The 18,470-nt window shown below is 58.9% G+C and carries 22 protein-coding genes; 8 read left to right on the forward strand and 14 right to left on the reverse strand.

Features of this window, described 5'->3' with window-relative positions; genetic code table 11:
* Positions 1-32: 32 nt before the first annotated feature.
* Positions 33-278 carry a hypothetical protein gene (locus tag VB780_RS21975; RefSeq protein ID WP_323353325.1) on the forward strand — a complete coding sequence of 82 codons (246 nt, stop codon included), beginning with the start codon at positions 33-35 and terminating at the stop codon, positions 276-278.
* A 49-nt stretch (positions 279-327) separates the two neighbouring features.
* On the opposite strand, the gene ctpC is transcribed toward VB780_RS21975, so the two are convergent.
* Positions 328-1,641, reverse strand: a complete 1,314-nt coding sequence (gene ctpC / locus VB780_RS21980) for a carboxyl-terminal processing protease CtpC (protein WP_323353326.1) — start codon at positions 1,639-1,641, stop codon at positions 328-330.
* A 317-nt stretch (positions 1,642-1,958) separates the two neighbouring features.
* Here ctpC and nblR point away from each other — a divergent pair, with 317 nt between their 5' ends.
* Together nblR and VB780_RS21990 are read left to right on the forward strand one after the other, a co-directional pair.
* The gene (gene nblR, locus VB780_RS21985; RefSeq protein ID WP_323353327.1) at positions 1,959-2,654 is read left to right on the forward strand and encodes a response regulator transcription factor NblR; all 696 of its coding nucleotides are present in this window, start codon (positions 1,959-1,961) and stop codon (positions 2,652-2,654) included.
* A gap of 292 nt (positions 2,655-2,946) precedes the next feature.
* Complete coding sequence (locus VB780_RS21990; RefSeq protein ID WP_323353328.1) at positions 2,947-3,348, forward strand: DUF192 domain-containing protein; 402 nt, start codon at positions 2,947-2,949, stop codon at positions 3,346-3,348.
* Positions 3,349-3,436: 88 nt separating this feature from the next.
* Here the strand turns inward: VB780_RS21990 and VB780_RS21995 are convergent, their stop codons facing one another.
* The 4 genes from VB780_RS21995 to VB780_RS22010 form a co-directional block, all read right to left on the reverse strand.
* On the reverse strand, positions 3,437-4,741 hold the full coding sequence (locus tag VB780_RS21995; protein ID WP_323353329.1) for an ATP-dependent DNA helicase: 1,305 nt from the start codon (positions 4,739-4,741) through the stop codon (positions 3,437-3,439).
* A 67-nt stretch (positions 4,742-4,808) separates the two neighbouring features.
* A complete protein-coding gene (locus tag VB780_RS22000) occupies positions 4,809-5,204 on the reverse strand; it encodes a type II toxin-antitoxin system death-on-curing family toxin (RefSeq protein WP_323353330.1) in 396 nt (131 codons plus the stop codon).
* The gene (locus VB780_RS22005; RefSeq protein ID WP_323353331.1) at positions 5,191-5,394 is read right to left on the reverse strand and encodes a hypothetical protein; all 204 of its coding nucleotides are present in this window, start codon (positions 5,392-5,394) and stop codon (positions 5,191-5,193) included. Before VB780_RS22005 ends, VB780_RS22000 begins: the two co-directional genes overlap by 14 nt.
* A gap of 123 nt (positions 5,395-5,517) precedes the next feature.
* Positions 5,518-6,726 carry a 4-hydroxy-3-methylbut-2-enyl diphosphate reductase gene (locus VB780_RS22010; RefSeq protein WP_323353332.1) on the reverse strand — a complete coding sequence of 403 codons (1,209 nt, stop codon included), beginning with the start codon at positions 6,724-6,726 and terminating at the stop codon, positions 5,518-5,520.
* Between the two features lie 413 nt (positions 6,727-7,139).
* Between VB780_RS22010 and VB780_RS22015 the strand changes: the two genes are divergently transcribed.
* Entirely contained in the window at positions 7,140-7,574 is a 435-nt protein-coding gene (locus VB780_RS22015) for a hypothetical protein (RefSeq protein ID WP_323353333.1), read from the forward strand.
* Positions 7,575-7,634: 60 nt separating this feature from the next.
* Here the strand turns inward: VB780_RS22015 and VB780_RS22020 are convergent, their stop codons facing one another.
* The 6 genes from VB780_RS22020 to VB780_RS22045 all read right to left on the reverse strand — a co-directional run bounded on the left by VB780_RS22020 (position 7,635) and on the right by VB780_RS22045 (position 12,060).
* Positions 7,635-8,651 (reverse strand): zinc-binding alcohol dehydrogenase family protein, encoded by a 1,017-nt coding sequence (locus VB780_RS22020; RefSeq protein WP_323353334.1) that lies wholly within the window; start codon positions 8,649-8,651, stop codon positions 7,635-7,637.
* Between the two features lie 262 nt (positions 8,652-8,913).
* The gene (locus VB780_RS22025; RefSeq protein ID WP_323353335.1) at positions 8,914-9,627 is read right to left on the reverse strand and encodes a molybdopterin-dependent oxidoreductase; all 714 of its coding nucleotides are present in this window, start codon (positions 9,625-9,627) and stop codon (positions 8,914-8,916) included.
* Between the two features lie 21 nt (positions 9,628-9,648).
* A complete protein-coding gene (locus VB780_RS22030) occupies positions 9,649-10,248 on the reverse strand; it encodes a cytochrome b/b6 domain-containing protein (protein WP_323353336.1) in 600 nt (199 codons plus the stop codon).
* 48 nt (positions 10,249-10,296) lie between these two features.
* A complete protein-coding gene (locus tag VB780_RS22035; RefSeq protein WP_323353337.1) occupies positions 10,297-10,989 on the reverse strand; it encodes a cytochrome c biogenesis CcdA family protein in 693 nt (230 codons plus the stop codon).
* A gap of 5 nt (positions 10,990-10,994) precedes the next feature.
* Complete coding sequence (locus VB780_RS22040; RefSeq protein ID WP_323353338.1) at positions 10,995-11,603, reverse strand: thioredoxin family protein; 609 nt, start codon at positions 11,601-11,603, stop codon at positions 10,995-10,997.
* 196 nt (positions 11,604-11,799) lie between these two features.
* Positions 11,800-12,060 carry a hypothetical protein gene (locus VB780_RS22045; protein WP_323353339.1) on the reverse strand — a complete coding sequence of 87 codons (261 nt, stop codon included), beginning with the start codon at positions 12,058-12,060 and terminating at the stop codon, positions 11,800-11,802.
* A 709-nt stretch (positions 12,061-12,769) separates the two neighbouring features.
* Here VB780_RS22045 and VB780_RS22050 point away from each other — a divergent pair.
* Positions 12,770-14,032 carry an S-layer homology domain-containing protein gene (locus VB780_RS22050; RefSeq protein ID WP_323353340.1) on the forward strand — a complete coding sequence of 421 codons (1,263 nt, stop codon included), beginning with the start codon at positions 12,770-12,772 and terminating at the stop codon, positions 14,030-14,032.
* Between the two features lie 22 nt (positions 14,033-14,054).
* On the opposite strand, the gene VB780_RS22055 is transcribed toward VB780_RS22050, so the two are convergent.
* The 3 genes from VB780_RS22055 to VB780_RS22065 form a co-directional block, all read right to left on the reverse strand.
* Positions 14,055-14,390 (reverse strand): cupin domain-containing protein, encoded by a 336-nt coding sequence (locus VB780_RS22055; protein WP_323353341.1) that lies wholly within the window; start codon positions 14,388-14,390, stop codon positions 14,055-14,057.
* A gap of 19 nt (positions 14,391-14,409) precedes the next feature.
* The gene (locus tag VB780_RS22060; RefSeq protein WP_323353342.1) at positions 14,410-14,625 is read right to left on the reverse strand and encodes a hypothetical protein; all 216 of its coding nucleotides are present in this window, start codon (positions 14,623-14,625) and stop codon (positions 14,410-14,412) included.
* Positions 14,626-14,858: 233 nt separating this feature from the next.
* A complete protein-coding gene (locus tag VB780_RS22065) occupies positions 14,859-15,575 on the reverse strand; it encodes a hypothetical protein (protein ID WP_323353343.1) in 717 nt (238 codons plus the stop codon).
* Positions 15,576-15,811: 236 nt separating this feature from the next.
* Here VB780_RS22065 and VB780_RS22070 point away from each other — a divergent pair, with 236 nt between their 5' ends.
* From VB780_RS22070 to VB780_RS22080, 3 genes are read left to right on the forward strand one after another with little or no spacing between them, the layout of a single operon-like run.
* Positions 15,812-16,717, forward strand: a complete 906-nt coding sequence (locus VB780_RS22070) for a glycine betaine ABC transporter substrate-binding protein (RefSeq protein ID WP_323353344.1) — start codon at positions 15,812-15,814, stop codon at positions 16,715-16,717.
* A 32-nt stretch (positions 16,718-16,749) separates the two neighbouring features.
* The gene (locus VB780_RS22075; protein WP_323353345.1) at positions 16,750-17,709 is read left to right on the forward strand and encodes an ABC transporter ATP-binding protein; all 960 of its coding nucleotides are present in this window, start codon (positions 16,750-16,752) and stop codon (positions 17,707-17,709) included.
* Positions 17,706-18,338, forward strand: a complete 633-nt coding sequence (locus VB780_RS22080; protein WP_323353346.1) for an ABC transporter permease — start codon at positions 17,706-17,708, stop codon at positions 18,336-18,338. The genes VB780_RS22075 and VB780_RS22080 overlap by 4 nt, the downstream gene beginning before the upstream one ends.
* Positions 18,339-18,470 lie beyond the last annotated feature (132 nt).

Consider the following 18,470-nt stretch of genomic DNA (forward strand, 5'->3'; position numbering starts at 1 on the left):
TTCCGCCCTCGCCCCTAATTTAACCCCGGCCCATGATTAGACTTGTGTTTGCCCTGGTGCCCGCCATTTGGGTGGTTGCGATCGCGATTATCGCCGTGCAAAACGCCACCCCGGTTTCCATTCAGCTGCTGACCCTGCAATCGATCGCCATACCCTTTGGGGTGCTGCTGGCCTTTTGCGTGGCTGCCGGCATGCTGGCAGCCGCCCTAGTGCTGCTGGTGTTGGGGGGCAACCCGCTGGGGGCAACCCGTCGCCCAAAACAAAGGCCCGAGCCTTAGCCCAGACCTTTGTTTTTGATATCTATCAATCTACCGATCGATGGCCTGGCTAGTTGCCTGGGGTCGTTGTTCCCGGTGCTGTGGTGACATTATCGCCAGCACGAGCTTCCCTAATTTCGGTGCGCAACGCTTCCAAGGCCTGAGCATACTGAGGATCGGCCTCGGTGCCAATGGCCTCGCGATTGGTGCTAAGGGCTTCCTGCTGCTCTTCCGTCAGCTCGACTGCAATATCGGGGTCAATGCCGTGCTTGTTGATGTCGGTGCCGCTGGGGGTGAGGTACTTGGCCACCGTAATCGCCACCCCAGAGCCATCGCCCAGACTGCGCACCGACTGCACCAAGCCCTTGCCAAAGGTGCGCGTACCCACCAGCAGCGCCCGCTCGTTGTCCTTCAGTGCCCCCGACAAAATTTCGCTGGCGCTGGCCGAGCCGCCGTCAACCAGCACCACGAGGGGCTTATCGGTGAGGGCGCGGCTGTTGGCGGCTTCTTCATCCACCACCCCCTGGCGGTTCACCGTTGACACAATAATGCCGCTGTCAATCCACATGCGGGCAATGTCAATGCTGGAGTACAGCAGCCCACCGGGGTTCGATCGCAGGTCGAGAATGTAGCCCGTTACCCCCTGACCTTCGAGATCTTCAATGGCGGCGCCCATCTCTTCGGCGGCGTTGGCGCTGAATTGGTTGAGGCGAATGTAGCCCACCTGTCCGTCAGGGCCGGACTGCACGTTGTAGCGCACTGGGTGGATCTCGATGCGCGCGCGCACCATAGACACGTCCAGTTCTTCCTCATCCCGGCGAATGGTGAGGGTGACCTCAGAACCAACGGTGCCGCGAATTTTGCTCACGGCATCGTTGAGCTCCATGGCTTCGGTCGATTCGCCGTCGATGGCCAAAATCACGTCCTGGGGGCGAATACCCGCCTCAAAGGCCGGCGTGTCTTCAATGGGAGCCACGACGACAATTTCTTTGCTCTCTTCATCCTGAGAAATCTGAATGCCGACCCCGGTGAGTTCGCCGGAGGTATCAATCTGCATGCTTTGGAACTCTTCAGGATCCATGAAGCGAGTGTAGGGATCCTCTAGCTTCTCCAGCATCTCGCGGATGGCCCCGTAGGCCTCTTCCTGGTCGGTGTAATTTCGACCTAGGTACTCCGTACGCACCGCATCCCAATCGACCTGGTTGAAGGTGGCATCCACAAAATTGCGGTCAATTAGCTGCCAAACTTGATCAATCAATTCCTTGGGGCTTTCTTCAAAGAAAGCTTTGCTTTGGGACAGGTGAATCCCGGCGCCGGTTACGGTTACCGCAGCCACAGCGACGGCGGTGGCACCTAGGATCAGTCCGCGCTTTGCAAGTGTCATGTGATATAGCTTCTAGCAGCAAATTACGCCCAATCTAACACAGGAAATTGAGAAGCAAGGGGAAGATTTTGTGAGGGATTTTGCCCTCGTTACTAACGGTAACAATAGACACTTAGCAAGATCGATTTCGCTAAGTCTCGGCAAGAATAAATAATCAATACAGTTTTTTGCCGGCAGCGGCGATTGTAAACCGACTGCCTTGCCCCCCAGGGTGCCGCGCTATAATCAAGCGCGACCCCTTGCAGGCATTGTCTGTAAAACGCCAACTCGATCATCCGCTAATTTCAAGCCCCAGGCGTTGAGACGGTTTAAATCCTATGGGCATATCCACCGCCGACCAGGGCACCCACATTCTGCTTGTGGGTACCAACGAGGGCCAAACTCGTCAGATGGAGTTTGACCTACAGGAGGCCGGATACCATCCCGTGGTGGCCAGCAGTGCTAAAGCAGGCCTGGCTCTGGCGATTGAGGGCAATCCGGCGCTGATTGTGGTCGATCGCCTGCTGGGAGGCGAGTCGGGACTGGCGCTGTGCCAAACCCTGCGTGGCCAGGGCGTTAAGTCACCGATTGTGCTGCTGATGGCCAAAGACAGCCTGGAAGATCGAGTCGCCTGTCTGGAGTGCGGGGCCGACGACTATTTTCTCAAACCCTTCCGGGCTGACACCTTCTTAAAAATTGTGCAGCTCTATCTGCAATCGACGCCGGGGGAGGTTGAGCACCTGCGCTTTGGCGACCTGACGCTAGATTTGGAGAATCGCCACGCGCTGCGGGGCGATCGCGTCATCGACCTCACCATGAAAGAGTTTGAGCTGCTCAAATACATGATGGAGCACCCCCGCGAGGTGCTGCCCCGCGAGCAAATTTTAGAGAATGTCTGGGGCTACGACTTCGTTGGCGAGTCGAACGTAATCGAGGTCTATGTCCGCTACCTGCGCCTCAAAATCGACGGCGAAGACGACAAGCGCCTGATTCAGACCGTGCGGGGCGTGGGGTACGTACTGCGGGAGAGTTAATTAGTGGGTGAGTGGGCAGGTAAGGAAGTGGATGGGTGAGGGGCAACATCCAGTGGGGGAACGACTAGAATATTAGCGCCCTGGTTGGGCAGCCGTAGTTACTTTCCCTGGTTTGTTCATGTCCTATTGTTTTGCTGGTTTGGCATCTCAACGGCTGAGGCAGAGTCTTGTCTTGAGTCTGATGCTCAGCGCTCTGGTGTTGGGGGCTGGGTGTGCACCAACACCCTCGACCACTGCGCCATCGCCCCCAACAGACAGTGCTGCATCGACGCCGACTACCACCGAAACCCCTATGGCTGACCCTCGCGGCCAACAGCTTGCCGTTACGGCGGTAACGACCCTGGGCGGCGAAGAGATCTTTCTAGAGGTGGCGGCTACCCCCCAGCAGCAGGCCCTGGGGCTGATGTATCGGGATGCGCTACCGAGCGATCGCGGCATGCTATTCCCGATGGGGCGGCCCCGCCCGGTGAGCTTTTGGATGAAGAATGTGCCCGTGGCGCTGGATATGGTGTTTATCTACCAGGGGCAGATCGTGGGCCTCGCCGAGGCTCCCCCTTGCACCGCCGACCCCTGCCCCACCTACGGCCCCGGCAGCCAGCTAGTGGATCAGGTAATTGAGCTGCGGGCCGGGCGCGCCGCTGAACTGGGCTTGGCTGAGGGGGATGAGGTGGTGATTAGAGAGTTAGGGGAGTAGGGTGCCGTTGGGCCACAGATTGCTTCAGGTGACAACGAATTCCCTACTCCGGGCTGTAACGCACCGTTGAGGAACCTCTACGTTGGGATTATTGATACAAAAACAGCCGTTTGGCGGCGCGGGTAAAGGCGACATAGCAGAGCTGGTTGCGCTCGATCGCATTGCGGTTCGCCACCATCGACGGCACATCCACAAACACATCTTGAAAGGTTGACCCCTGACTTTTGTGAATGGTGAGGCTGTAGGCATAGTCCACGGTGTGGAAGCGCTGCTGCAAATCCCAAAATTCCATCCAGCGCTTTTCTTTAGCCAAAAAGTCGAGCCTGGTTTTAAACTCGGCCTGGCCCGACTCGTGCAGCACCCGCAGGGTTTTGTAGTCGCCGGTTTCGGTCTCGACTTCAAGCAGCCACAGGGGCCACTCGCCCTCGCGACCTCGAGCCATGTTGAGCACCTCGCACTCAGCGGAGGTGGGCAACACGATCGCCTCTTCTTCTAAACAGGGGTTGATGGCAATCAGCCGTTCACCGGGCACAAACCGCTTGGCGTTGGGGCCGTAGATGGCGGCACGAATAGTCTGGTTAAGCTGGGCCACCCTCCGGTTGGTGTAGGCCAATGCGCGCACCTGGTCAGGATTTTTTTGGTAGGCGGGGCTGGTAAAGGCGCGAATTAGCAGGTCGTGCCAGGGTTTGCGGGGCAGCACAAAGCAGCCCTCGGTGTTGTCGGCATTGGTGTCGTTGGCGAACTGGGGCAGGGCATCGCGCTCCAGGTTGCGGCGAATGTCTTCGGCAATCACGCCGATCGCCCCGCCGTAGCGCACCACCTCGGTGAGCTGTGACTTGTGAATAATTTGCCGAAAGCAGGCCGACTCGGGCTCGTTAACCGGCGGTAGCTGAGCCGGGTCGCCCACAAACAAAATCTGGGTGCCCCGGTACAGATTCGACACGGCATTCACCAGCAGCTCCCACAGCTCCTGGTTGATCATCGAGCATTCATCAATGATCACCAGGCGGTAGCGATCGATCTGGCTGGCCTGCTGGCGATCGATCGCAAATACCTGCTTGCCGTTCTCTTCGTCGATGACTGGGCGCAGGCCCAGCAGCTTGCAGCAGGTCATAGCGTCAATATCGAGCCGCCACTGGGCCGCCATCGCCGCCAGCACCTTGGTGGCTTTGTTGCTAAAGGCGCTGAGCACAATGGGGCGATCGTCACCGCGATCGCGCAGCCCATTGACAAACACTTGCAGCAGCGTGGTTTTGCCCGTGCCCGCATAGCCGGTCAGCAGATACAGCTTTTCGGTGCCCTGCACAAAGGCGTCCAGCGCATCCAGGGCCGCCTCTTGCTCGGCGGTGAGCGCCAGGTCGGCTTTAACAGATTTAGATGGGGATGCAGCCATGGATGCGGAACAGATGTTCTATCCCAGATTAGCCTGATTCACAGGTTCAGACAGGGGAGACTCTATCCTAGGGCAAGCTTTGGATGGCAGCGGCAATGATGCTGGCCAACGCCGGTTTGTCGATCTGCCCCTGGGCGGTCTGCATCACCAGATCGTAGGCCTCGTCATTTGTCAGCAGCAGACGCTTTCTATTGACTCGCAGAAAGGTATCCATTACCGCAAACGCGGTGCGCTTGTTGCCGTCTACAAAAGGATGATTTTTCGACAAATGATATAGATAAGCTGCCGCCTGCTCCGCCAGGGTCGGATGTAGTAGCTCGCCGCCAAAGGTAGCCTGGGGCTGAGCCAGAGCTGAATCTAGCAGTCCGGCATCTCGCACACCAGCGGTACCCCCAAACCGTTCGATCTGTCTGGCGTGGAGTCTCAAAACTGCTTCTACATCTAAAAACCTAGGAGTCAGCAAGGCGACGATACACCTGTTCGCGTTCTTTCTCAGATTCTAGATAGGCTTGCCACACCTCGTCTTGAGAGGCCACATTTGAGTCGGTTCTCAGTCCTTGCACGTAGGCCAAAATTTCAGCCAGTGTCTCTACGGGCAGATGGTCGATCGCTTCTAAAATTTGGTCTCTGAGGGTGGTAGCGGTGGTGGTCATGGCTCTGGCCTCACCTATAGCGGCGCATTTTTATTGTAGTCTGGCCGCGATGGTCAAAGACCAGCCCAGAAGGGCCATCGCCCGGCAGCAGCGACCCGCACCCGCCGCAGAGGGCAGTACCAGTTAAACCACCGCCATACCAGCCTTGATGGCAAAGATGTGCTCGATGGTGTCTTCTACCGAGCGATCGGGGGTCGACGCGCCGGAGGTGACGCCCACGGTAATAGGGCCATCGGGCAGCCAGTTCTCAGTCACTGTCATATCGCCGTGGAGCAGCTTGTGCTCGATGCGGTTGCCGGGGCCAATGCGGCTGGCGCTGTCAATGTGGTACGAGGGGATGCTGCGATCGATCGCAATCTCTTGCAGGTGGGTAGTGTTTGATGAGTTGTAGCCGCCGATTACCACCATCAGATCGAGTTTTTCATCGACTAGCTCAAACATGGCGTCTTGGCGTTCTTGGGTGGCGTCGCAGATGGTATTGAAACTGAGGAAGTGGTCGTTGAGGGCCTGGGGGCCGTACTTTTTGAGGATGGTGTGCTCGAAGAGTTTGCCGATCTGCTCGGTTTCGCCCTTGAGCATGGTGGTTTGGTTGGCGACACCGATGCGATCGAGGTCGGTGTCGGGGTCGAACCCGGCGGAGCAGGCGTTGGCAAATTTCGCCATAAACTCGGCCCGGTCACCGCCGTTGAGAATGTAGTCGGCCACATAGTTGGCCTGGTCTAGATTCAGCACCACCAGGTACTTGCCCGCAAAGGAGCTGGTGGCCACGGTTTCTTCGTGGTTGTACTTGCCGTGAATGATAGAGGTGTGGTCGCGTTTCTTATGCTTTTCGACCGTGTTCCACACCTTGGAGACCCAGGGACAGGTGGTATCGACAATGGTGCAGCCCTTGTCGTTGAGCAGCTGCATTTCCTGCACGCTGGCCCCAAAGGCGGGCAGAATTACCACGTCGCCCTGACCCACAATCGAGAAATCTTTTTCGCCGTCTACCACTTCAATGAACTCCACCGCCATGTCTTTGAGGCGCTGGTTGACGCTGGGATTGTGGATGATTTCGTTGGTAATCCAGATGCGCTCGGTGGGGAAGTGCTGGCGGGTTTCGTAGGCCATGGCCACGGCTCGCTCGACCCCCCAGCAAAAGCCAAAGGACTCGGCCAGCTTGATGGTGACGCTGCCGCGTGTGAGGGTATAGCTATGATCGCGGATTTCCTGAATCAGCCCGCTGTTGTACTCGGTCTGCATTTGCCCGGCGACCTCTTCCCCGTGGCCAAACCCCTGGCGGAAGTACTTGTCGGAGTGGTTGAGGGAGCGCTTAAAGGCCTTGGTATCCATCGAATCTTCACCGGGTGCAGCACGTTATCTAGGATAGCGGGTTGTGGGTGGGGGTTTGGGGTGCGATCGCCCAGTAAATTTCAATCGTTGCCCATAGCGACGGTCTAGTTAACTGCCGATGTCGGTAGCAATTCCCCTGGCAGGCTCATTTCTATGGCAGGGGTAGTTACGGTCTGACTGTAGTGATCCAGAGTAATACCCACCGGACGGGCCTCGTTATCTAAGTCGATAATTAGGTTCTCATTCAGCCACTCGTTGTACCCACTCTAGCTGCACCTCAAGATGCTGGTGGGGCACGTAAGGCCAGTGGTCGTTGAAGGCAGCCCAATTCCTACGAGATGTGTAGACAGGGTTCCAAGGCACCCCGGTAGCAATTACAACAAAAGATCCGTGTTCCTGTGAGGATCGTTGCTGTGAAGAAGCGTTTGCCGTCTGGTTTTTTAATTGGGGGATGTTTGCTTGGCCTGGCGGCCTGGCTGTGGAGCGTGCCCGCGGCGGTAGCCGACCCCTGTACCGTCAACTGTCGCTCAGGGCAGATTCAGTTTACGCCGGGCGATCGCATCACCGTGCAAGTCGTCAACGTGGGCAGCCGCCCCCTCAGCCTAGAGCAGCCGCCCCTGCTCGGCCCCCGTCTGCTCTACACCGGCAACAGCTTCGAAACCCAGCTCAACTGGGCCGGGCAGCCCAAGCCATCCTTCTTCTTTTGGTCGCAAGAGCGGCTGCCCGTGCGGGCTCGCCTCGGTCGCCCTAGCCCCAATACCCTGCGGGTAGAAATCTACAACTCGCTCAGTGAACCGAGCGATCGCAGCATCACCATCGAACCCGATGGCCGCGTCTCGGTGAAATAGCAGGATGGATTCAGTGGGCCGTGCCAGCCCACCCACCTACTCACCCACCCACCTACTCTTCTACCCCCAACCCGCCAACACCAGCTTCCCAATCGTCCTCCCCGACTCAATCTGCGCATGGGCCTGGCGCAGGTTGGCGGCATTGATCGGCGACAGCGTTTGCCCCAGGGAAGTACGGATGGTCTTGGCATCGATCAACGCCGCCACCTCGTCGAGCAGGTGGCCCTGGTCGGCCATATCGGCGGTTTGGTACATCGAGCGGGTGAACATAAACTCCCAGGCAAAGGTGACGCTTTTGCTCTTGAGCAGATTTAGGTCGAGCGGGTCAGTGTTTTCGACAATGCCGACAATTTTGCCCTGGGGCCGAATCAACTCGGCCATCACGCCCCAGTAATCATCGGTGTTGTTGAAGTTGGCAATAAAATCGACTTCGCGGTGGCCCAGCTGGGTCATTTCTTCGATCAGGGCGTTGCTGTAGTCTACAGTGTGGTCAGCTCCCAGTTCTCGTACCCAAGCTTGGGATTGGGGCCGCGACGCGGTAGCGATCACCACCAACCCGGCCAGCTTGGCTAGCTGAATGGCGATCGACCCCACACCCCCGGCTCCGCCAATGAGCAAAATCGACTGGCCTCGGTGGCCCCCGTCTCGATCAATGCCCAGGCGGGTAAACAGAGCTTCCCATGCAGTGATGGTGGTCAGGGGCAGGGCGGCGGCCTCCGCAAATGAGAGGGTTTGGGGCCTGTGGCCCACAATACGCTCATCCACTAGCTGAAACTCGGCGTTGGAGCCAGGGCGGGTGATGTCGCCTGCGTAGTAGACCGCATCGCCGGGCTTGAAGCGCGTCACTGCATCGCCGACACTCTCGACCACCCCAGCGGCATCGTAGCCCAGCACCTTGGGAATGTCTTCGACTTTGTCCTTGGGAGCGCGCACCTTGGTGTCAACCGGGTTGACCGAGACCGCTTCTACCCGCACCAGAATATCCCGCCCCGCAGGGCTGGGCTTGGGCAGGCGAGCGTCGAAGAGGGATTCTGGGTCGCTGATGGGCAAGTAGTGGGTCAGGGCAACAGCTTTCATACACCAATGGCAGATCAACATCCTCAGTGTGCCTTGCTAGAGGACGCAGCGGGAGTATCAATCCTAGGAGCTAGCGCGTCCTCTCCTCCATACTCTCTGCCACAGTGCCTTCACCCCAAGCAACCGGAGCATTTGTAGGGTGGGTTAGGTGGCCAAGCTCTTCTGCCGCCAGCCGTGAACCTGGCGCTCCGCCGTAACCCACCGCTCACCCATGGCAAGATGCTCCATTGCAGTGAAAGGATGGTTTTTTAGTTGGGGTACTCTAAAGCCCGGCAAACCACTCATAACCTCGATCGACCCAGTAGCCTTGCTCGGGCCTCAGGTCATTCTCAAAGCTGATTTGCGTGACCCACTTGCTCTGCTTGTAGCCCAGCTTAATGGGGGAGGCCAGCCGCAGGGGGGCACCGTTCTCCACCGAGAGGGGCTGGCCATTCTTTTGGTAGACCATCAGGGTTTGGGGATGCAGGGACGAGGCCAGATCCCAACTTTCGTAGTAGCCGTCGGCGGAGGTGAAGTAGACGTAGCGCGCCCCTGGCTTGGGCTGCACCAACTTGGCCAGGGTCTGGAGCTGCACCCCGCCCCACTGCACGATCGCCGCCCAGCCCTCCACGCAAACATGGCGAATCACCATCTCCGTCAGCGGCAATGCCTGAATATCGGCCAGGGAGAGCTGCATAGGTTGATTGACTTCGCCCCCGACCACCAGGCGAAACTGCTCGGGGTCGAGCTGGGGCGTGGTGTCGAAGGAGTTGATCAGCAGTTTGTCGGGTTCGATCGCGCTAATCGGAAACTCAGGCACCGGGCTTTGCGACAGCAGCAGCGTCTCGATCGCCTGGTTAAGCGGTTCAGTCGCCTGCCTGACTTGGCGAACCCCCAGGCTGGTGCCGCAGCCGTTGAGCAGTAAACCGGCTCCCGAGAGCCCGGCCCCAATCAGCAGCTGGCGGCGGGTAACGGGGCGAGGAAGAATGAGACCCATAGGATTAGGTTGGGGTAACGGCTAAAAGAACATCGACTTGACCAGGCGCAGCTGTCCCACCTTGAGGGCCAGCAGAGAGTGCACCAGAGAAAACGCCAGCACCAGGGGGACGGTCATAAAGTGGACGGTGCGCAGGGTCTGCCAATCGCCAAAGAGGGCGGCCAGCCAGTGGAGCTGGGCGGGTTTGTACATGGCCAGGCCGCTAGCGATCGCCAGCAGCAGCACCGGCACGATGGCGGTGTAGATCAGCCGGTGCTTGGCGAAGTTTTTGCGCTTTTCGTTTTGGCTGGCCCGCAGGGCTTTGAGGTCGCCACTGCTGGCAAAGCGGTGCTGCCAGCGGCGGGTAATGGCAATATAAACCCCATAGGCCAGCAGGTTGAGCGAGTATATCCACATGATGGCGAAGTGCCAGGCGCGCCCCCCGCCCAGCCAGCCGCCCAGCAGCACCGCATCGGGAAAATCCCATCCGGCCCGCCCCCCAAACACGGGGTTGGCGTTGTAGATCTGCAAGCCGCTGGCCATCATCAACAGCAGGGCGATGATATTCATCCAGTGAAAGGTTTTGGCCAGCAGGGCCTGGCTAGGGAGCTTGGGTTTGCGTTTTGCCACAGATGCGGTCATAGGTGTACTCAGAATGAATCTCACTTCAAGGGGCACGTCAAGGAGCACTTACAGGGGCAGGCGGGGAAACAGCGGTGCTAGCCAGAGCTGAACGCGGATATCCCACCCCAACAGAATGGCGATCGCAGTACTCACAATCAGCCCGCCGCCGATCCGCTGTAGTTTAGTGCTGTAGCGGCGCAGCCTCAGCAGCCGCTGGCTCACCCGTCTGCCGCCGTAGGCGATCGCCAGCAGGGGCAGGGCCGCCCCCAAGCCGTAGGCCACCAGCAGCCCAAAGGCACCCGCTACCTGACGGTCTACCGCCGCCAGCACCAAAATACTGCCTAAGACCGGCCCGGCGCAGGGCGTCCAGAGCAGGCCGAGCTGGGTGCCCAACCAAAACTCGCCTTGGAGTCCCAATCGGACGGGTTCCTTAAGCCTTTGGCCCAGAGGTAGGTAGCTTGCCAGGCGGTAGCTCACCTGGGGAAACAGAGCGGCCAGGCCCAGGCCGAGGAGAAGGGCGATCGCGCCATAGCGCAGCCCGTTGGCTAGGCCCGTAAACCAGCCAGCGGTCATGCCCAGCAGACTCCCCGCAGCGGCAAAGCCCCCCACCAGACCTGCTACCAGCGCCACCGGGCCATAGCGGTGCGATTGCAGCGATCGCCCCACCACAATCGGCAATACCGGCAGAATGCAGGGCGACAGCACGGTCAGCACCCCGCCCAGCCACGCCAACCCCAAAGATGCACTAGTCGTGGCCATGACCTCTACCCCAGCAGCGCACGAATGGTTTGCTCGGTGGTGTCGTAGGCCCCTTCGCCAATGTGGTCATAGCGTAGGAACCCGTCGCGATCGGCCAAAAACAGGTGGGGCCAGTACCGATTGCTGTAGGCCCGCCAGGTTTGAAAGTCGTTGTCCAGCGGCACCGGGTAGGTGATGTCGTGCTGCGATAGCGCCCGCCGAATGTTGTTGACATCGCGCTCGTAGGCAAACTCAGGGGTGTGGACACCAATAATTTTCAACCCCCGATCAGCATAGCGCCGATGCCAGCCCACCAGTGAGGGCAGGGTGCGCTGACAGTTGATGCAGCCAAAGGTCCAAAACTGAAGCAAGACTACGCTGCCCTTGAGACTGGCGATCGTCAGCGGCTCTGAGTTGAGCCACTGGCTAATGCCGCGCAGCTCCGGCATGGGGTCGCCGCTGGGTTCTAGGGATGCGGCGGCTGGGCGATCGCTGTCCACAGCCGACTCAGTGCCAGCCTCAGCGCTGGTGGTGACGGGCGATCGCGGAGAACCCAGCCTGTAGGCGATCGCGGCTGAGGCCCCGGCCAGCCCAGCGTAAAGCAGCTGACGCCTTTGCCATAGCGGTCTATCCATGGGCATTTCGTCCCCGTGCTAAGTCGGTTGTTGCCTTAAAACTTGTTTTTGGGGTCGGTGACTGGCAGTAATAGCCAAGCCATTTGTCAAAAAAGCTGATTTGGATTCAGATGATCAGTGGGGCAAACAACCGTTTGCCCCTACAGGATTGGGTGGTTCAACCGGGTCGGTCAATATACCCAATCCGGACGGTGAGCTAGTTGGAACCCTCTTGTTCCATGGCACCACCCTCTTCTTTCATGGCATCACCTTCCATGGCGCTGCCTTCTTCCTCCATGGCATCACCCTCCATAGCGCTGCCTTCTTCCTTCATGGCATCGCCTTCCATAGCGCTGCCTTCTTGTTCCATGGCGTCGCCGGTCGGGGCGGTCTCAGTGGTTCCGGTAGAGCCACCACAGGCCGTTAGGGTGGTGGTTAGGGTCAAGCTGGCCGCTAGAACTAAAAGTTTCCATTTCATTGACGTTATCTATCCTCGGATTAATTTTGGTGGATACCTGTCCCAAGACCTGCCGAGTCCCGACGTTTTGTCACAGCCAAAAGCAGCCTGGGGAACACCTGAGGGAACTCTGCTGTAGCGAGTTGATTCAAGATGCTGAGTTGACGATGCCAGGTAAACCTGAAATTTTCCTGAGACCGAGCCTCATTTACCCTGAAGAGTTTTGGCGTGGCGACCTCAAGGCGGTGTCTGATCAGAGCGTGTCAGAGCGTGCAGTGCGCCGTGTTGCCCCGAGGGCTTGCCCTAAACAGTGATCGGTCTAGAAAGTGCCGCTTTATCCCTCCATCGTAGGGATGACTAAATATGTAGCTAAGGGCGATCGCAGTCTCTCTTAGGGCTGATTTGCTCTGCTTTTCAGCCAAGAGTGCCGAAAAAAGGGAACAATAACTAAGTGCTGATGGTCACGTAACCAAAAGCACAGCATTTTTTCCATAGGTTCCCGTGCATTTACCACCTAGATTGGCTAGACACCAAACCCCGCTCCCAGGGTTTAGCCGCTGAATTTGCCCCAATTTTGTCGGTTTTGTCAAGCATGCTCTGGTAATACGACTGGTCTTTGTACCGTCATCTCTGACTTGCTTTGGCTTGTTCTGAGACGGTCTTGCTGTGGCTAATGGCCCCCTCCACTAATTTTTTTCGTTAACACCCGATTCTTAGGATTTCACCGAGTATGAGCACCGTATCGAACCTGTCTGCCAAAACCACTGCCTTAGTGGCGCTGGGTTCTGTGGCGATCGCCGGGCTAGCGCTGCCCGCCACCGCCCAAACCGCCGAATTCGACGATGTTGGCACCAATTATTGGGCCCGCCCCTTTATTGAAAATCTAGCTGAAGAAGAGATTATCGCTGGGTTCCCCGATGGCACGTTTCGGCCCGACCAGCCGGTAACCCGCGCCCAGTTTGCCGCCATTGTGCGTAATGCCTTTCAGCAGCCCCTAGACCGCACCGCTCCCCGCTTTAGCGATGTGCCGAGCAACTACTGGGCCAGCGCCGCGATCGACGATGCCTACGGCCAGGGCTTTCTCTCCGGCTACCCCAACGGAGCTTTTCAGCCCGAAACCCAGATTCCTCGGGTACAGGTGCTGGTAGCTCTAGCCAACGGCCTCGACTACAGCACGAGTGGCTCAGTGAATGAAGTTCTCGGTACCTACCGCGATGCGAGCCAAATTCCTGACTATGGCCGGGGCCCTGTCGCCGCCGCCACCCAAAACGAGCTGGTGGTCAACTACCCCAATGTCGATGTGTTAGGGCCTCAGCGCACCGCTACCCGCGCCGATGTGGCTGCCTTTATCTACCAGGCTCTGGTGGCCCAGGGCCGCATGCCTGCCCTGCAATCCGGACTCAGTGCCAGCAACTACATCGTGGGCTACACCCCCGGTACCGGCACTGGCACTGGCAACGGCACTAGCACCAGCTCGCCGCGCCTGGTGCCCAACGGCACTCAGCTTGACGTGCGCTACCCCAATGCCGATGTGGATATTGTGGTGGCCCCCGGCCAGGCCGTCGCCACTAACCTGCAAACTACCCAGGCCATTCTCAACGGCCAGGGCCAGGTGCTGATTCCCGTGGGCAGCACGGTGCAGGGGCGGATTGTGCCGGTCGAGATTCGTGGGTCTTCGGTGACGGCGGCTAAGTTTGTGGCCGACACCCTCACCGTTAACGGGCGCACCTACAACATCAACGCTGAGTCGAGTGCGATCGCAGCCACCGACAGCGTCAACAGCGGCACCCTGCAAGGGGCGTTGATCACCGGCGCGGCTGAGTCGATCTTGGCCTCGATTACCGGCAACAGCGGCCTGGGTTCCGTGGTCGGCGCGATTATTAACGGCGAAAACCAGCCCACTTCAACCAATGCGGTGGTGGTGATTCGCCCCAGCGACCTCGACCTCACCCTGCGCTCTGACTTCACAGTCGATGCGATCGCCAACAACTAGGGCGGCTTCAAAATCGGGCCGCTCAACCAAAGCTGTGAATCGCCAGCCAAACGCAGGGCGGTTCGCAGCTGGTGAAATCGACCCGATGACGCCTGTGGGCCGGTATTAGTACATAGTCCCCTGGCCCCAACGCCAAGGCAGCGCCATCCTCATAGGTGAGGGTGGCGCTGCCTTGTAAGAGCACAACCCACTCATCCTGGGGCTGGTCGTACCATTCGCCGGGAGGGGTAGCTTGCCCGGTCGAGAGAATGCGCTCGACTCGCAGGTGGGGCGTTTCAAACAGCGCGGTAAACACTTCCGCCCCCGGCAGCGGGTCGGGCAGCTCAAACAGGTTGCCGGATTTTGGCGCGGGGGGCATAGGGGCGGATAGGCAAGACCTAGCTGATCGTACAGCTGTCTTGATCGCAGGTGACCTTAGACGCCACCGCACTCTCGGGCACCACGGTAAAGCCGCCCACACTCACGCCCTCCACCCCGTACTGCTCTCGCAGCACCTGGTTAAAGCTGGCAATAATTTCTGGCAGCTGCTCCTGTAGCACAGAGCGCACCTGATCGGCCTCGGGGGGTGGGCTGCCAACGGTTTCTACAGGCATAGGTTTAATCCAGTAATGGTCATGGGTTCAATTGTAGAGTGACGGGAAATCTCAAAACTTCTTGCTTCACGGCTCTACATATAGCGGTGAATTTCCTAAATTTGCCCCTACAGAGTTGCTACAAATTCACCTGTAGTCGGAGAAATCCCGGTTAGGACAGCCTAAAATGTCGAAATTCAAGCCTATCGGGCAGTTTTTTCCACTTTTCGTTCTTCGTTCTTTTGTTTTACGCCTTACTCGTTGGGCACAAAGCTACAGGAGTCGTTGCCGTTGGTCAGTTGCGGCGGCTGGCTGCAAAGCTCTGCGTCGGGCGATCGCACATAGACCCACTGGCCTTCCAACTTCAGCCCCATCTGATTGGTGTCAGCATCAAACGCCAAAGTCGCTTCCCCTGCCGAAATAATATCGGTGGAGCTGCGATAGACCTGACGGCAGAGCCCCAGCGATCGGCAGCGAAGCAGCATCAGCTCGCCGTAGTTGTCATCTAGGGGAAAGGCCACATATACCGTGCGATAGGTAATGCCCCAGGACGCAATTGGCTGGTTAGCCTGAGGGGCATAGCCGACAATTAGAGCGGGCAGCAAAGTCACCAGCAAAAAGATGCCTGTGATCAGCAGCCAGACCACTTTTGCTACGCCCTGTCGGGCACTCTGTCGCCAGTTTAGGTTAAAGCTCAGGAGCAGCAGTAGACAGAGGGCCAAGCTGCCTACGATCCCCAAGACAATTACCGCCAGCAGGGTCAGCAGCGCGATCGCAAACAGTTTGCTGTAAACCCAAGCCAGCCCATGCACCCCAGGTACAGCCCCCCAGACAAAGGGCAAATACCCCAGCCATCCCAACCCAGCCAGCATGGCCCAACCCAGCAGTAGACTCCGCCTGGGGCGACGGGTGAATCGCTGATCCAGAGTTTGGGCCGCAGGTTTGCTCGCGGGCGTGTTGTGGCTAGACATGGGGGCAGATGGCTAGAACGCTACCCCAGGGTGGCCCAACTCAGGCACCATTGTCATCGGCGTTTGTAACCCTGGCTCCAGGCGCTGTCCTGAGCAGGGGGAGGCTGTAAAGCCATTTATCTCTGCCTGCTGGGGGAGAGTTACCCCGCAAAAAGTCGTGCCTAAAAGTCCTGTGATATTCTCAGAGAACGGTGGCGCGATGCCAAAAATCTCTAGTTTTCAGCCCTTTTAACCCTATGACGTTAACTCGACGGTGGTTTGGCCAGGCCTGCCTGGGGGTAGCGACGGCGCTGGTGGCCGCAGCCTGCGGCGGTGGCGGTGGCGATGACGTGGTCAGCGTTGGCTCGAAAGACTTTACCGAGCAGCTGATCATCGGCGAAATGTACGCCCTGGTGCTTGAAGAGAACGGTCTGACCGTTGAGCGCAAGCTCAATTTGGGGGGTACTCCAGTGGCCCAGGCGGCGATCGAGAGCGGCGAAATTGACCTCTACCCCGAGTACACCGGCACCGCGCTGCTGACGGTGCTCAAGCTGCCGGTCAGCAGCGACCAGCAGGCCGTTTTCGACACCGTCAAGCAGCAGTACCAGGAGCAGTTCAACCTGGTGTGGCTCGACCCCTCGCCCATGAACAACACCCAGGCTCTGGCCATGACCGAGGAGCGGGCCGATGCCCTGGGCATTCGCACCATCTCTGACTTTGCCGCCCAGGCTAGTGATCTGACCCTGATTGGCCCGCCAGAGTTTGAGGTGCGTGAAGACGGGTTGCCCGGTCTGCAAGCGGCCTACGGCAATTTTTCTGTCGGAGAATACAAGGCTGTGGATGCGGGCCTGCGCTACCGGGGTCTGGTGGATGGCGAGGCCGATGTGGCGGTGGCCTTTGGCACCGACGGCGAAATCAGCGCCTTCAACCTAGTGGTGCTCGAAGACGACGAGGGGCTGTTTCCGCCCTACCAGGTGGCCCCCATTGTCAGCCAGGCGGCGCTGGATGCCAACCCTGCGATCGCCGAGGCGCTCAACCAGGTTTCACCCCTGCTCAACGACGAGGTCATGCGCCAGCTCAACTATGAGGTCAGCGGCAACCAGCGCGAACCGGCAGACGTAGCGCGAGAATTTTTGGTCGATGCGGGCCTGGTTGCAGAATAGCCTCTTGCCGAGTAGCCCCCTAACGAAAAGCCATGAGTAACCTCCAGTTTGACGATGTTTCGCTGCGGTTTGCTGGGGGTGCTCGCCCGGCGGTAAACCGGGTGACCTGCCAGGTCAACTCGGGCGAAATTGTGGTGATTTTGGGGCCATCGGGCTGCGGCAAAACCACGCTGCTAAAGATGGTCAACCGCCTCTACGAACCCACGGGGGGCAACATCTTTTTGGATGGGGTGAATATTCGCAATCGGTCGGCGACGAAGCTGCGCCAGCAGATTGGCTACGTGATTCAGCAGTCGGGGCTGTTTCCCCACATGACAGTGGCCGACAATGTGGCGGTGGTGCCCAGGCTGCTGGGCTGGCCCAAACCCCAAATTCAGGCCCGCACCGATGAACTGCTGGAGCTGGTGAAGCTGTCACCGGGGGAATTTCGCGATCGCTACCCCGCCCAGCTCTCGGGCGGGCAGCAGCAGCGAGTGGGCATTGCTCGGGCGCTGGCGGGCAACCCCGCCATCATGCTGATGGATGAACCTTTTGGGGCGATCGACGCGATCACGCGCACGGCCCTGCAAGACGAAATTCTACGCCTCCAGGGCCAGCTCAAAAAGACGATTCTGTTTGTTTCCCACGATGTAGAAGAGGCCCTGCGCCTGGCCGATCGCATTCTGATTATGCGGCTGGGGGAAGTGGTGCAGTTTGACACCCCCTTTAACCTGCTGACCAAGCCCGCCGATGAGTTTGTGCACACTCTGCTGGGGGCCGACGACATGGTGCGCCAGCTGGGGCTGCTGCGGGTGGGGGGTGCCATGATGGCGCTGCCCCCCAACTACAGCAACGGCCATAACCCCACGCTCTCCCATTTAGACAGCCTGCGGGATGCGCTATCGCTAATTCTCAAGACCGGGGCACCGGCCCTAACGGTGCTAGAGGAGGGCAACCCGGTGGGGCTGCTTACCCTCGACCACATTCGCGAGTCGGCGGTGAACGGACGATGAGCTACCTGCTGAGCAACCCCGGCGATGTGCTGACCCTGCTGCTGCAACACCTGCGGATGACGGGAATTTCTTTGGGGATTGCGATCGCCCTCTCCGTTCCCCTCGCTCTACTGGTCTCGCGCCTACGCTGGCTGGCGGTGCCCGTGCTCGGCGGGCTGGGGGTGCTCTACACCATCCCTAGCCTGGCGCTGATTATCTTTTTGGTGCCGCTGTTTGGCCTCAACGCCACCTCGGTGATTGTGGCGATGGTGCTCTACACCCAGGTGATCTTGGTGCGAAACCTGACGGTGGGCCTGGCGGGTATTAGCCCTGCCGTGCTAGAGGCGGCGCGGGGCATGGGCATGAGCGTGAGCCAGCGCTGGTGGCGGGTGCAGGTGCCCTTGGTGCTGCCGGTGTTTTTGGCGGGGGTGAGAATTGCGGCGATCGTGGCCATTGCGATCGCCACCATCGGAGCCAAGTTTAATGCAGGGGGCTTGGGCAAGCTGCTGTTCGACGGCATTCAGACCAATCGCTACGACAAGATTGTGGCTGGTGCGATCGCTGTGGCCACCTTAGCCCTGGTAATCAATGGGCTGCTGCTGGCCCTAGAGCACTACGCTCAACCCCAACGACGGCTAAAACATGATTAAAACAGCAGTTATGGCTTAGCTACTATCCATATAATCCACTCTGGAAGGGCAGTTATACGGAAACTGTCAGCATAATAAGTCGTTATGCTGCTGTGGCTTCGGATGGGACAGTTGGTTCAAGTCCTCTGCTTA

Origin of the sequence: Leptolyngbya sp. CCNP1308 (assembly GCF_034932455.1) — a bacterium.
GTDB lineage: Bacteria > Cyanobacteriota > Cyanobacteriia > Phormidesmidales > Phormidesmidaceae > Nodosilinea.

What these genes read in the sequence shown, in the direction of transcription:
- VB780_RS21975 (WP_323353325.1), top strand. Translation starts at nt 33, where the DNA reads ATGATTAGACTTGTGTTTGCCCTGGTGCCCGCCATTTGGGTGGTTGCG.
- ctpC (WP_323353326.1), bottom strand. Translation starts at nt 1,641, where the DNA reads ATGACACTTGCAAAGCGCGGACTGATCCTAGGTGCCACCGCCGTCGCT.
- nblR (WP_323353327.1), top strand. Translation starts at nt 1,959, where the DNA reads ATGGGCATATCCACCGCCGACCAGGGCACCCACATTCTGCTTGTGGGT.
- VB780_RS21990 (WP_323353328.1), top strand. Translation starts at nt 2,947, where the DNA reads ATGGCTGACCCTCGCGGCCAACAGCTTGCCGTTACGGCGGTAACGACC.
- VB780_RS21995 (WP_323353329.1), bottom strand. Translation starts at nt 4,741, where the DNA reads ATGGCTGCATCCCCATCTAAATCTGTTAAAGCCGACCTGGCGCTCACC.
- VB780_RS22005 (WP_323353331.1), bottom strand. Translation starts at nt 5,394, where the DNA reads ATGACCACCACCGCTACCACCCTCAGAGACCAAATTTTAGAAGCGATC.
- VB780_RS22010 (WP_323353332.1), bottom strand. Translation starts at nt 6,726, where the DNA reads ATGGATACCAAGGCCTTTAAGCGCTCCCTCAACCACTCCGACAAGTAC.
- VB780_RS22020 (WP_323353334.1), bottom strand. Translation starts at nt 8,651, where the DNA reads ATGAAAGCTGTTGCCCTGACCCACTACTTGCCCATCAGCGACCCAGAA.
- VB780_RS22025 (WP_323353335.1), bottom strand. Translation starts at nt 9,627, where the DNA reads ATGGGTCTCATTCTTCCTCGCCCCGTTACCCGCCGCCAGCTGCTGATT.
- VB780_RS22030 (WP_323353336.1), bottom strand. Translation starts at nt 10,248, where the DNA reads ATGACCGCATCTGTGGCAAAACGCAAACCCAAGCTCCCTAGCCAGGCC.
- VB780_RS22035 (WP_323353337.1), bottom strand. Translation starts at nt 10,989, where the DNA reads ATGGCCACGACTAGTGCATCTTTGGGGTTGGCGTGGCTGGGCGGGGTG.
- VB780_RS22040 (WP_323353338.1), bottom strand. Translation starts at nt 11,603, where the DNA reads ATGGATAGACCGCTATGGCAAAGGCGTCAGCTGCTTTACGCTGGGCTG.
- VB780_RS22045 (WP_323353339.1), bottom strand. Translation starts at nt 12,060, where the DNA reads ATGAAATGGAAACTTTTAGTTCTAGCGGCCAGCTTGACCCTAACCACC.
- VB780_RS22050 (WP_323353340.1), top strand. Translation starts at nt 12,770, where the DNA reads ATGAGCACCGTATCGAACCTGTCTGCCAAAACCACTGCCTTAGTGGCG.
- VB780_RS22055 (WP_323353341.1), bottom strand. Translation starts at nt 14,390, where the DNA reads ATGCCCCCCGCGCCAAAATCCGGCAACCTGTTTGAGCTGCCCGACCCG.
- VB780_RS22060 (WP_323353342.1), bottom strand. Translation starts at nt 14,625, where the DNA reads ATGCCTGTAGAAACCGTTGGCAGCCCACCCCCCGAGGCCGATCAGGTG.
- VB780_RS22065 (WP_323353343.1), bottom strand. Translation starts at nt 15,575, where the DNA reads ATGTCTAGCCACAACACGCCCGCGAGCAAACCTGCGGCCCAAACTCTG.
- VB780_RS22070 (WP_323353344.1), top strand. Translation starts at nt 15,812, where the DNA reads ATGACGTTAACTCGACGGTGGTTTGGCCAGGCCTGCCTGGGGGTAGCG.
- VB780_RS22075 (WP_323353345.1), top strand. Translation starts at nt 16,750, where the DNA reads ATGAGTAACCTCCAGTTTGACGATGTTTCGCTGCGGTTTGCTGGGGGT.
- VB780_RS22080 (WP_323353346.1), top strand. Translation starts at nt 17,706, where the DNA reads ATGAGCTACCTGCTGAGCAACCCCGGCGATGTGCTGACCCTGCTGCTG.